Raw genomic sequence first — 13,247 nt, forward strand, 5'->3', positions numbered from 1 at the left:
TCACAAAAGTACACAGAAAAATCGTAAAAAAGATGGGCGAAAGGGACGCAGTGAAGGAGTGAAAATGATCCCTGCGGATAAACCCCTGATCAGAAAAGGGTTTCATAAAAAAAAGGAATCCCCGGCAATGGAAATCGCCGGGGACTTTAAGAATTATTTTGCAATTACCAGCTCTCCATTTTTATAAATAGGGAGCACATTTGCTCCGTTCGGAGTCAGGCAATATTGAATATCTTTTTGCAAACCAAACTTCGCAAGACGTTTGTAGTGCGATGCCTGTGTCATTATTTCCTGGATCTTATCCTCATTGGAGCTATACAGCATTTCAGCAGCCAGCGCAGCATCATCATTAATATTGAAATGCGCTTTAATACGGCTGATCACAGCACCGGCAAAGAGGGTATCTTCCAGGTTCACCTTATCTTTCCAGGCCGCACAACCCAGTATCACCGGGCGCTTTTGTGCAATCAGGTAATCGCACACCGCAGAGAGATTAGGGAATGAACCTGTAATGATCTGTTCCGCATCCTTAGCCATATGCAACAGCTTGGTGCCATTGGTTGTAGTAAGTACCAGTGTCTTGTCCTGAATAAAGTCGCGGGAATATTCAAAGGGAGAGTTGCCATGTTCCAGACCTTCGGCTACCCTGCCATCTCTTTCACCGGCAGTAATTGCTCCCAGTTCAGCACCAATACGGATACAATCCGGCACAGTGGCTACCGGAATAACCCGGGTAGCACCATTGTACAACGCAGTACAGATAGTGGAAGTGGCTCTCAAAACATCGATAATCACTACAATACTGCCTTTCACCTCATGCAGGTGCAATAAAGCAGGTGATAAACATACTTCTAAAGATGGTAACTGTATTTCTTCTTTGCTCATTATCAATCTAGTATTACTCTCCATTTTTCAGTCTCCGCATAGTCCTTGATGACTTCATTGCGCATTTTGAGCAACTGTGTCATGTACTTGTTCAGGTAAAGCTTTTCAAACCATCTGCCTAAACGCCCGTAAGGGGTACCAAATTCAAATACATCAATAGCAATCGTAGCATTCTCGATTTGCTTAAAATGATGTTCATGCTTCATAAAGGTAAAGTCTCCTTCTACCATCTCATCGCAGAAATACTCCTTGGGGCGCATTTCCGTAATGCGGGTGGTCAGCTGTCTGATTTTACCCAGATGTTTAGCTTGCCAGGTTACTGTTTCGTCAGCTTCAATCAGCCCGTTCACACGGCCTTTGATAGCGTCTTCCTGCAAATGCGCCATACTGCGCTTATGTAGGGTGATGCTCCGGCTCAGGTCAAAAACCCTGTCCATTGGAGCACGAATGACAGTAGTTAGGTGAATGGTAGGCATAGCGATATGGTTTTAAAAAAGGTGTATTAGCTTAAGAAAGGTACTTTCACCACCTTGGCTTTCAATAACTTATCCCTTACTGCTACATAAATCTCGGAATCCAGCGCGGCAAAAGGTGTTTGAACATAGCCCAGGCCAACCGCTTTCTGCATAGTAGGCGATTGCGTACCGGAAGTAACGCGGCCTATCACCTGGCCATTGGCATCCTTAATCTCATAATCATGACGGGGAATGCCCTTGTCAACCATTTCAAACCCTACCAGTTTCTGTTTCACACCGGCAGCCTTTTGCGCTTCAAAGATACTACGTGAAGTAAATTCTTTCGTAAATTTCGTGATCCAGCCCAGCCCGGCTTCCAGCGGAGAAGTGCGGTCATCGATATCATTACCATACAGACAGAAGCCCATTTCCAGGCGCAGGGTGTCTCTTGCACCCAGACCAATGGGTTTCAGCCCCTTAGGACCGCCTACCGCAAAGATGGCATCCCAGATCTTGTCTGCATTGTCGTCTTTGTCTTCAAAATAAATCTCAATACCACCCGCACCGGTATAACCAGTTGCACTGATGATCACATTGGATACACCTGCAAACTCACCTTTGGCAAAAGTGTAGTATTTCAGGTTCACCAGGTCTACCCCGGTCAGCGGTTGCAGCATGCTCGCAGCATTTGGACCCTGAATAGCCAGGAGACAGGTACGGTCAGAAATGTTCTGCATTTCCACCCCTTTGGTGTTGAATTTGCTGATCCAGTTCCAGTCCTTTTCGATATTGCTGGCATTTACCACCAGCATATATACCTTGTTCTCCTCTATGCAGTATACCAGGAGGTCATCCACAATACCACCTTCTTCATTAGGCAGACAGCTGTATTGTGCTTTACCAGCCGTCAGTTTGGAAGCATCATTGCTGGTCACCCTTTGAATCAGGTCCAGGGCATGCTCTCCTTTTAACATGAACTCACCCATATGGCTGACATCAAAAACCCCCGCATTGTTGCGCACCGCCGCATGCTCATCGTTGATACCAGTATAAGAGATAGGCATGTTGTAACCTGCGAAGGGTGCCATCTTAGCGCCCAGCGCTATGTGTTTGTTTGTAAATGGTGTGTTCTTCATAATCTAATGATCGGTACTTGTTTTGGGTATGCTTATAGTTTAGTTTTTGTTTAAGCCCCGCAAAAATAGGCTGATTTTCCAAATTCGGCGAGTTTGGACCAATAATTGCCTTTTCCGTCACAATAGTTATGCTACAGCGTCATAAATTTGAACCGGGAATCTAAACAACGTATCGGATATGAATGTTATTATCCCGCGGTATATGATTTGCTAACCAACAACTTAGATACCGGGTTATCGCTTGCAGAAATTGACTATCGTCTCTTGACCTCTTAATATTAAATGCATACAACTGTGAAGCACACCATCTGGCTGCTGGCGCTCACTTTGCCATCTGCGCAACTGACGGCCCAAAAGAAAGCCGACCGTAAAACTTTGGGAAACCTACAGGCCCACATTACCTACCTGGCCAGCGATAAATTGGAAGGACGGCTCACGGGCAGCCCCGGTGAACAATTAGCTGCGGGCTACATCTCCGCTCAAATGAAACAGGCAGGCCTGGCCCCAAAAGGGGAGAATGGCTACCTCCAGACTTTCCCTGTCAATGAAGGGAAAACCATCGCCCCCGCCAGCTCCCTGACTATCAATAACAATGCGCTGACACCCATTGAACAGTACATCCCTTTGCCATTCAGCGCCGAAAAGAGTGCCAAAGGCGAAGTAATGCCCGCCGTCAACGAGCCTGATAATATATGGCTGCTCAATGTTAAAGACTTTGAAGCCGATCCTCATACAGATCCCCTGGAAGTATACAAACAGGCAGCCGCAGAAGCAGCTAAGGCCGGAGCCACCGGTGTCGTTTTCTACAACGGCCCCGAATCTGCCGCCGATGTACATAAATGGTTATCAAGAGAAAGTACCCCGCTCACCATTCCCGTAATGTGGGTGACCGATGGTATCAGCAAAACCATGGAAAATGCTGAAGAAGTAAAAGTGTCCATGAATGTCGCCTTTGGCACCAGCAAACGTACCGGTACCAATGTAATTGGCTTCCTGGACAATAAAGCCCCCGCCACTATTATAATAGGTGCCCACTTTGACCACCTGGGAAAAGGAGAGGACCATAACTCCCTGTCCCCCAACGACAAATCGATTTACAATGGTGCCGATGACAATGCAAGTGGTACCGCAGCCCTTATAGAACTGGCCCGCATGCTCAAAAGCGCACATTTCAATAAATACAATTTCCTGTTTACCGCCTTCTCAGGAGAAGAACTGGGCCTGTTTGGTTCCAAATACCTGGCAGACCACTCACCAATAGACCTGGGAACCGTTGATTATATGATCAATATGGATATGATTGGCCGCCTCGATACCTCCAAAGGCTTACAGATAGGAGGGATAGGTACTTCTCCTGCATGGCCGGAACTGGTGAAAAGCGTGACTCCTGCAGGCCTCAAATTAACACTCGATTCCTCCGGCACCGGCCCTTCTGACCATACTTCCTTTTACCTGAAGAACGTACCCGTACTGTTTTTTTTTACCGGGTCCCATGCAGATTATCATAAATCCTCCGACGATGCAGACAGGATAAATTATAATGGTGAAATGGTAGTGCTGAAAATGGTGTATGACATCGTAGAGAAGACGAATGGTATGACCAAACTGGCTTTTACAAAAACGAAGGATAAACAGATGGGGACCAGTGCACGTTTCTCCGTTACCCTGGGGATCATGCCCGATTATACCTGGCAGAAAAATGGTGTACATGTAGATGCTGTCACGGAAGGTAAACCCGCTTACAAGGCAGGTTTGGCAGTAAATGACATTATTATCCGCCTAGGTGAGCATCCTGTCACCAACCTGGAAGCATACATGCAAGCCCTTGCCAGCTTCAAAAAAGGAGATAAAACGACCGTACTCGTAATGAGAGGCGCACAGGAAAAGAAATTCAATATTCAATTTTAAGCCGGCCCCAGGCCATAGATACTTACAAAAACGCTTTTGCCATACGGCAAAAGCGTTTTTTGTGATCTTTTTTTTAAAACCGGTATCTTGCAGCTTCAATATCGTGATATGAAGCCTGTTTTGTTGATATTAACGGTAGCCGCAATATTCTTTTCGTGTAATCAGTCGCGTAACGACAACCGGGATGCCTCCGCATACGATGTCGTGACTGAAAAAAGCTATATCGTGCGCAATGCCCAACCCGTGAGCAGCGATTCCCTTACTAATATAGTCTTACAGCGCCAGGAAGAAATGTCCCGCATTCTGGAAAGACATGGATTCCAAAAGCACATTGCCCGGAAAGACAGTCTCCTCTTCCGCCGTACAAACGGCCTGGAAGTAATGCTTGAACTCCCTGCACCGGAAGATGCCTGGCAGGCAAATGCAATCATCGCATTTGATCCGCAGAAAAGCCCGCTATTCATCAACCTGAAAAAAGATAGTACGCAGGTGATCAATTATATTAAATAACCCTGCTGCAAGAATCATTCATCATTTGGTACCTAGACAAGACATACGACTCTGTGTAGATGCAGTTGTATTTGGTTACACTGCCGAAAAAAGTATCTCCGTATTGCTGATCAAACGGACGATAGAACCTTTTATTCATGACTGGGCACTGCCCGGTGGCTTTGTGCTGAATGGCGAAACACTCGAAGATGCCGTGACCCGCGAACTGCTCACCGAAGCCGGCGTGCACATCAACTACCTGGAACAGCTGTATACCTTCGGCAGACCAGAACGGGATCCCCGCGGCAGAATCATTTCCATCGCCTACTTCGGACTCGTCAATCCTACTAATTTCAAGCTGGCAGCCAGCTCAGATGCTGAAGATGCCCGCTGGTTCGATATCAAACATCTACCTGCACTGGCTTTTGACCACGGCGAAATCGTAGCCACCGCCGTCAAAAGACTCCGCAATAAGATCCGCTATGAGCCTATCGGCTTCGAACTGCTGGATAAAAAATTCCCTATTTCTGACCTGGAAAAACTCTATGAAACTGTACTGGACCGCCCTATAGACAGGCGTAACTTCCAGAAAAAAATGAATCACTTCGGGATCCTGATGGGGCATAATGAAAAACAAAAACATCCTTCTGCCGGCAGGCCGGCTAAGTTGTACAGCTTCAATGAAGAGCGGTATTTCCAACTGAAACAGGAAGGAATTATGTTCGAGATATAATGGCATTCAAATAAATTTTTTAATTCCCCCTACCTTATAAACAAGGAGGGGGATTATTTTTTATCATTGATAATCAACACGTAATCTATATTTGTGTAAAAATCACCAAAAATATTTTGCGTATATAAAATAACCCTTCTATATTTGTGTAGAAGATACACAAAACACTGGCATATGACAACGCTAAAACCGACAGGAGTAATCATCGCCCGCTTTCAAACACCCAGCCTTCACGAAGGTCACCTGGAACTGATCCGGCAGGTAAAGCAAAAGCATAACCGCCTCATCATCGTACTCGGCGTAAGCCCGGTGAAAGGAAGCCGCAAAAATCCACTGGATTATTACACCAGGGAAAGAATGATTAAACAACTCTTCCCCGATGTCATCATCCTTCCGCTGAGCGATCAGGCAGATGATAAAGTATGGTCCCAGAAACTGGATGAATTACTCTCGACCAACTTCCCTCACGAAGCATTCGTGTTGTACGGTAGCCGGGATAGTTTCATCCCTTACTACCACGGTCGCTATTCTACCAATGACCTGCCTCCCGTAAAGGACTACAATGCTACCGCACTTCGCGAAGCTGTATCCGACAAGGTTTTTGATACAGAAGAATTCAGAGCCGGCATCATTTACAATACATACAACCAGTTTCCGAAAGTATATCCAACCGTAGACATTGCCGTTTTCAGACATCACCGCAGCGAGTTATTACTGGGTCGTAAACCAGCTGAAAACACTTGGCGCTTACCTGGCGGCTTCACGGATCCAACAGATGATTGTTTTGACATGGCCGCCCGCCGCGAATTGCAGGAAGAATGTGGCCAGCTCGAAACCAGTCCCATGCAATATGAACTCTCTATGCAAATGGACGACTGGCGCTACCGCTCTGAAGTAGACAAGATCATCACTACCTTATTCAGTACTGACCTGATCTTCGGAGAACCAGATGCTGCTGACGATATCGCCGCCTTACGCTGGGTGCCAGTCAACCAGATCAAAACCCTGATCGCCAATGGAGAAATTGCACCTGTCCACATCCCATTACTGCAGAAACTTGCTGAAAAATATTCTACTAACGCCTAAATCAATGAATCATGACAAAGGAAAACCTCATACTCTTAGCCGATGCCTATAAATACTCTCACCATAAACTGTACATACCCGGCACTGAATATATCTACTCCTACCTCGAAAGCCGGGGCGGTAAGTTCCAGGAAACTGTCTTCTATGGTCTCCAGTACCTGCTCATGGAATACCTGCAGGGTGTAGTCATCACCAAAGAAAAGATTGACGAAGCAGAAAGCGAATTGAAAGAAGTATTTGGTCGCAACGATGTGTTTGACCGCAGCAAATTTGAATATATTATCGAAAAACACGGCGGTCGCCTGCCAGTGAGAATCAAGGCCGTGCCCGAAGGTACCGTCACTGCTACACACAATGTGCTGATGACGATCGAAAACACCGACCCTAACTGTTTCTGGCTGACCAACTTCCTCGAAACACTGCTGATGCAGGTATGGTACCCTTGTACCGTAGCCACCATGAGCCGCGAAATCAAAAAGGTAGTCAGTAAATATTACAACGAAACAGCCAGCCCTGCCTCATTCGCAGGTATCGACTTTGTGCTGAACGACTTCGGTTTCCGTGGTGCCAGCTCCGTAGAAAGTGCAGGATGGGGTGGTAGCGCACACCTGATCAATTTTGCAGGTAGCGATACCATCATCGCATCTACCTTCGCCAAGAGATATTATAAGGCACCTACAGCTCCCGGCCTCTCTATCCCTGCTACCGAACACTCTATCATGACATTGTTAGGTGAACCCGGCGAGAAAGAAATCTTCAAACATGTGTTGGATGCATTCCCTACCGGCACTATTGCCTGTGTGTCTGACTCCTACAATATTATCAGGGCCTGTGAAGAATACTGGGGTACAGAATTGAAAGAACAGATCCTGAAAAGAGAGGGTACCCTGGTGATCCGTCCTGATAGTGGAGATGCTGTACAAACCCTGTTAAAAGTATTCGAAGTACTCACAGAAAAATTCGGTTATACTGTCAATGAAAAAGGTTACAAAGTATTGCCTCCGCAGGTACGCGTGATCCAGGGTGATGGCATCAGTTATTCTTCTATCCCTACCATTTACGAAGCATTGAAAAATGCCGGTATCAGCTCCGAAAACCTGGTGTTGGGTATGGGTGGTGCATTATTACAGCGAGTGAACAGGGATACCCAGGAATATGCGTTGAAATGCGCACACGCAGTAGTAAACGGTAAAGGCATCAATGTACAGAAGAACCCATTGGAACTGGATGCGAATGGGAATACCCGTGTATCCTTCAAGAAATCCAAATGTGGTAAACAGGTATTGGTGAAGAAAGATGGCGGATTCGTAACCATCCCTGAAAGTGAAGCTGCCGGCCTTAAAGATGAGTTGGTGACCGTGTTTGAAAATGGTGAAATAAAAACTTCATATACATTTAACGATATTAAAATCAGAGCACAGATCTAGCCTTTCATCTGTTGTTTGTTACTTCAGTCCGGCCTGCGGCACTTTCTGAATGCCCGCCGCAGGCCTCGTCCCAAAAGAGAAGTACTTCTTTTTTTAAATGCTGGTATTACACCTTAACCCTGCCGGCTGTATTCTGCACCAGCAATGAAGTCCTTCTGCTACAGTCGGCTAAGCCCTTTGAATACTCACTGTTTTTTGTAATTTCCCATCATGTTTTTACTAATACCGGGTAGACACCATCTATTGTCAGACTTCCAGTTCAAATACCTGCACAGGTTGTTGCAGAATCAACTGGAAGGAGAGCAGGATGTACAGGGTCAAACCATGCCAGCTTCCGCCATCACAGCGGTTATATTTGCAGTTACTTCGGCGAATCACCTGGGTACAAAGCGTAACCCGGTTCCATTTTATCTCCGCGCCATGATCATCCAGGAATTCTCCAGTTATCTGGACATCCCGGTGTTCGTGTACGGTATAGATGATGTGGGCGAGATCAGTGACTTTGCCGGCTATACGCTCAAAAGCATTCGTCACAGCAGCGAAGGATTACACCAGCTCACACCTGAAAATACTGTTGTAATCTGTAGTACCGCGGTAAAGGATATGTATACCTCCCTTGGCTACAAAGTATTGCCGGCGGAATTAGATATCACCACCGGCCAGCTGGAACATCCGCTGCCATGGGATATAGTGCGCCTTATAGCCCAGTCTCCGGACTGGCAGAAGGATAGAACAGTCCTGGATCTCATCCATCCGGCCTCTTTTAAAATCTGGAAGCAATACAAGATAGGGGAGAAGGTGCAGCACATTCTCAAAGACCCCATTATAGGCGCAGATGGCGATCTTACCACTACCCGCGATTACAATGCCTACGTAAAACAAATGGACGAAATTGCTGCCCTGAAATACCAGGAAACGGCCCCCTATATACAACCTGGCAACATCGGCGACATTGGCTGTGCTGCCGGATCATGGATCAAAATGGGATGTGAAGATGAACGTCTGCATGAATGCGATTTCTATGGCATAGAAGTATCCCGTCATCTTTTTGAAATTTGCTACCAGCGTAAACACAATGGCGATTTCGCCAATCCTTCCGTTTTCTTCTCCCAGAAAAATGCGGTGACCAGTCTTGTATTTGATCCCGGCAGTATGAACACCATTCATACCTCCTCGCTCACCCACGAGATAGCCTCTTATGGCAGTGAGCAGGACCTGCGTGATTTCATTGCCAACCGTTACCAGGAGCTGGCTCCCGGCGGTGTATGGATCAACAGGGATGTGGTAGGACCAGAGAACAAGAACGAAATTGTATTACTCTGGCTCGATCATACAGATGGGGAAAACAAGCAGTGGGCTGCAGGTATCACAGACAACCAGGAACTGGCCGCAGCATTGGAAAAACTCTCTACCCGTGCAAAATTTATTCGCTTCGCGCAGGATTTCCGTCACCAGGAAGGCTATAAGCTGGCTTATGAATGGGTCACGATCGGCGGACAAACCTATTGCCGCCTGCGCATGCAGGATGCCTGTGAATTCCTGTTTACAAAAGATTATACGGATAACTGGCTGAGTGAAATGCACGAAACCTTCTGCTTCTGGAGCTTTGCAGACTGGAAGCATGAACTGGAATGTGCGGGTTTCAGGGTAGATAAATTGTCGAAGCCTTACAGGAATGAATGGATTGTAGAGAATAGGCTGGAAGGGAAGACGAAGTTGTTTCGCGAACAGGAAGATGGCTTGCAGGAAATTCCATTTCCTGTATCGCACATGTTACTCCTTGCCAGAAAGTAATTTGCATTTTATGCCGGCCGCAGGCGAAACGCTTCCAAATAAAAAGGCCGGAGTACGACTACTCCGGCCACTTCTTAAACCTACAACTGTTACACTGTGTTTGTAACGTATCTTAAATATCTTTTTCTTATTAATTCAAAGATGCCTCTTCAATCTCCGCCGCATACGGTGCTACCAATCGCTGCCTGATCAACCGCTTCGCCGAAGGCTTATTCATACCAAACCTCGCCATAAATCCATCCACGATCTTATACACCACCGGCACCACAATCAGCGTCAGGAACATAGAACTAATCAACCCGCCAATAATCACCCACGCCAAACCATTCTTAGTCGCAGACACACCTCCCGTTGCCAACGCAATCGGCAACATACCAATCACCATCGCAATCGTCGTCATCAGGATCGGGCGCAAACGTGCATTGTTCGCATGAATCAACGCCTCATCTGTACTCTGCCCCTGCTCCTTCATCTGGTTCGTAAAGTCCACAAGAATGATCGCGTTCTTCGCCACCAGACCAATCAACATAATCATACCCAGAATCGTAAAGATGTTCAGCGTATTATTGGTCAGCGCCAATGCCAGCAAAGCTCCGATAATTGCCAGCGGAATTGAGAACAACACCACGAAAGGATAAATATAGTTGTCATACAGCGCCACCATGATCAGGTACACCAGCACGATTGAGATCAGCAATGCTGCACCCATCGTACCAAATGAATCACCCTGGTTTTCCGCATCACCTGCCCACAGATAACTTACACCCACCGGCTTGCGCAATGGCTCAAGTTGCTTCGCAAACGCTGCCTGCACCGTACCCGAAGGCACGCCTATCACCTGGGATTTTACTGATACAGACGTATTCTTATCCCTTCTTTCCAGCTGACTCGGACCTGAACCCTCAGTGATCGTTGCAAACTGAGACAACTTGATCAGCTGACCTTTATTATTTACAAACTGAATATTGGAAACATCCGTCAGGTTCTTTCTATCAAAATCATCAAAGCGAATGTTGATATCATACTCATAATCTCCCTGTCTGAACTTAATCTTACTATCATCCGCAGTACCGCTGAAAGCAGTTTGCATAGTACCTCCCACATTTTCCAGTGTCAGTCCCAGTGCTGACATCTTATCACGATCCACCACTACGTTGATTTCCGGGTTACCCTCTTCTACAGATAACTTCACATCACTGGTACCATCTATCTTCTTCAATACCGCCATCGCCTCTTTGGCAAACACCATGGCACTATCCAGCTCAGAACCCATTACCACCAGTTCAATGGGTGCCGCTTCAGCAGTACCCAGGATGCTCACATCCATGGTTTTTACTTTCACACCTGGCAATATCTTACGTAACTCAACCTTCATTTGCGCTGCATAGATATCCGCACTCACTGTACGTTTATCAGCATCCACCATCATCACCGTGATCTCTGATTTATAGGCAGTAGACTGTGAAGTACCAAAGCCATCCTCACTGGTCTGCCCTACTGTGGTGATCAAACGGGTCACTTCTTTCTTTTGAGACAGTAAAGCCTCTGCCTTCCTGGTTGCCTGGTTACTCTGCTCTACAGATGCATCTTTCGGCATTTCCAATACCACAATGAATTGGCCACGGTCACCCTTCGGGATAAACTCACCACCGATATAACCTTTACCCACCAGCATGAAAGAAGCTATCAGCAACACAATCGCAGCCAGGATAGCCCAACGCTTATGGTGCAGCGCCCATTTCAGGATACCTGTCATCCACTCTGTAAACTTCGTCAGCTGACGTTCAAACCACAGGATGAACTTCTCAAACAGGTTCTTACCAGTTATATGTTCCAGCTTACCAAAACGGGAAGACAGCAAGGGCACGATCATAAAGGAAGACAGTAAACTCAACAAAGTAGAGATCATCACCACCACACAGAACTGACGCACGATCTGTGATACCATCTCATTTGTCAGCGAGATCGGCAGGAATACCACCACAATTACAAGTGTAATGGAAGTAACGGTAAACCCGATTTCTTTCACCCCATCAAATGCAGCTCTTACCCTGTTCTTACCCATCTCCATGTGACGGTAAATATTCTCCAGTACCACGATGGCATCATCCACCAGGATACCTACTACCAGCGATAAACCGAGCAGTGACATCAGGTTCAGGGAGAAGCCCATCAGCTTCATACCTATGAACGTTGCGATCAGTGAAGCAGGAATAGAGATCATAACGAAGATCGCACTACGAATACTGTGCAGGAACAACAGCATTACGGCAGCCACCAGCAGGATCGCGATCATGAGGTCATGAATCACGGAATCAGCAGATTCCAGTGTAAAGTCAGAAGAGTCATTTGCAATGAAGATCTTCAGGTGGAAAGCAGCATAATCACGCTCTATGTCAGCAATAGCTTTCTTCATTTCCTCACTCACCGTTACCGCGTTCGCATCAGATTGTTTCTGCACCATCAGGGCGATCGCACTGGAACCATCTACACGCGCAATACGGTCTACATCTTTTTGCGCATCCTGTACATCGGCAATGTCTTTCAGTCTCACCTGTGTACCATCTTCACTTGTGCTGATTACCAGGTTACGCAACTGATCTACATCTTTATATTTACCAGCCAGGCGGATCAGGATCTGCTGATCGAGGGTCTTTACTTTACCGGTAGGGAAGTCAAGGTTCGCATTCGTGACTACCTGACGTACCGTGTTGATAGACATCTTATACGCTTCCAGCTTATGAGGATCTACGTTGATCTGTATTTCTCTTTCCTGGCCACCGATCAGCGATACCTGTGCCACACCACCCAGGCGGGAGAGCAATGGCTGGATCTTCTTATCCACCAGGTCATAGAACTGCTTGCTATCCATATCAGCGGTAGCAGACAAGGTCATGATTGGTAAGTCGTCCAGGGAGAACTTAGACAAGGATGGTGTTTTTGCATCAGAAGGCAGGTCAGACAGCACCGCATTTACTTTACGTTGTGCATCCTGCAGCGCCACGTCCACATTTGCATCGTTGCTCAACTGTACAGTTACAGTAGATAAACTTTCATTGGATTTGGAAATGATCTTCTTGATCTTTTCCATAGAGGCCACCGCATCCTCAATTTTCTTGGTGATGGTACTTTCCACCTCTTTAGGCGAAGCACCGGGATATACGGTAGCAATCGTTACCACCGGTTGACTAAACTTAGGCAACAACTCGTAGTTGAGTGACTGATAACTCATCACCCCCAGCAAGGTAAGGATGGTGAATATCACGACTACGATCGTAGGCCGCTTGATGGATATTTCTGTAATCTTCATTGTTTTCTTTTTTTAACCGGAATT

Annotated in this window: 10 protein-coding genes; 6 read left to right on the forward strand and 4 right to left on the reverse strand. The window is 46.5% G+C overall.

Features of this window, described 5'->3' with window-relative positions:
* Nucleotides 1-153: 153 nt before the first annotated feature.
* The 3 genes from DXN04_RS08615 to gcvT are packed head-to-tail and all read right to left on the reverse strand — an operon-like array spanning nt 154 to nt 2,476.
* Nucleotides 154-885 (reverse strand): 2-phosphosulfolactate phosphatase, encoded by a 732-nt coding sequence (locus DXN04_RS08615; RefSeq protein ID WP_116852925.1) that lies wholly within the window; start codon nt 883-885, stop codon nt 154-156.
* A gap of 2 nt (nt 886-887) precedes the next feature.
* Nucleotides 888-1,361, reverse strand: a complete 474-nt coding sequence (locus DXN04_RS08620; protein ID WP_116852926.1) for an SRPBCC family protein — start codon at nt 1,359-1,361, stop codon at nt 888-890.
* A 26-nt stretch (nt 1,362-1,387) separates the two neighbouring features.
* Nucleotides 1,388-2,476 carry a glycine cleavage system aminomethyltransferase GcvT gene (gcvT, locus tag DXN04_RS08625; RefSeq protein ID WP_116852927.1) on the reverse strand — a complete coding sequence of 363 codons (1,089 nt, stop codon included), beginning with the start codon at nt 2,474-2,476 and terminating at the stop codon, nt 1,388-1,390.
* A gap of 294 nt (nt 2,477-2,770) precedes the next feature.
* Here gcvT and DXN04_RS08630 point away from each other — a divergent pair, with 294 nt between their 5' ends.
* The 6 genes from DXN04_RS08630 (at nt 2,771) to DXN04_RS08655 (ending at nt 9,913) form a co-directional block, all read left to right on the forward strand.
* Nucleotides 2,771-4,384, forward strand: coding sequence for a M20/M25/M40 family metallo-hydrolase (locus DXN04_RS08630; RefSeq protein WP_158568910.1), 1,614 nt, complete (start codon nt 2,771-2,773; stop codon nt 4,382-4,384).
* A gap of 108 nt (nt 4,385-4,492) precedes the next feature.
* The gene (locus DXN04_RS08635; RefSeq protein ID WP_116852931.1) at nt 4,493-4,894 is read left to right on the forward strand and encodes a hypothetical protein; all 402 of its coding nucleotides are present in this window, start codon (nt 4,493-4,495) and stop codon (nt 4,892-4,894) included.
* 25 nt (nt 4,895-4,919) lie between these two features.
* The gene (locus tag DXN04_RS08640; RefSeq protein WP_116852932.1) at nt 4,920-5,606 is read left to right on the forward strand and encodes an NUDIX hydrolase; all 687 of its coding nucleotides are present in this window, start codon (nt 4,920-4,922) and stop codon (nt 5,604-5,606) included.
* Nucleotides 5,607-5,780: 174 nt separating this feature from the next.
* The gene (locus tag DXN04_RS08645; RefSeq protein ID WP_116852933.1) at nt 5,781-6,692 is read left to right on the forward strand and encodes an NUDIX domain-containing protein; all 912 of its coding nucleotides are present in this window, start codon (nt 5,781-5,783) and stop codon (nt 6,690-6,692) included.
* An 11-nt stretch (nt 6,693-6,703) separates the two neighbouring features.
* Nucleotides 6,704-8,119 carry a nicotinate phosphoribosyltransferase gene (locus DXN04_RS08650; protein ID WP_116852935.1) on the forward strand — a complete coding sequence of 472 codons (1,416 nt, stop codon included), beginning with the start codon at nt 6,704-6,706 and terminating at the stop codon, nt 8,117-8,119.
* A gap of 210 nt (nt 8,120-8,329) precedes the next feature.
* Nucleotides 8,330-9,913: a class I SAM-dependent methyltransferase gene (locus tag DXN04_RS08655; RefSeq protein ID WP_116852936.1), complete on the forward strand. Its 1,584-nt coding sequence runs from the start codon at nt 8,330-8,332 to the stop codon at nt 9,911-9,913.
* Between the two features lie 130 nt (nt 9,914-10,043).
* Here DXN04_RS08655 and DXN04_RS08660 read toward each other — a convergent pair whose 3' ends face one another.
* Nucleotides 10,044-13,223 carry an efflux RND transporter permease subunit gene (locus tag DXN04_RS08660; protein ID WP_116852937.1) on the reverse strand — a complete coding sequence of 1,060 codons (3,180 nt, stop codon included), beginning with the start codon at nt 13,221-13,223 and terminating at the stop codon, nt 10,044-10,046.
* Between the last annotated feature and the right edge of the window lie 24 nt (nt 13,224-13,247).

This window comes from Chitinophaga silvisoli, from assembly GCF_003412465.1.
In the GTDB taxonomy this organism is placed as follows: domain Bacteria; phylum Bacteroidota; class Bacteroidia; order Chitinophagales; family Chitinophagaceae; genus Chitinophaga; species Chitinophaga silvisoli.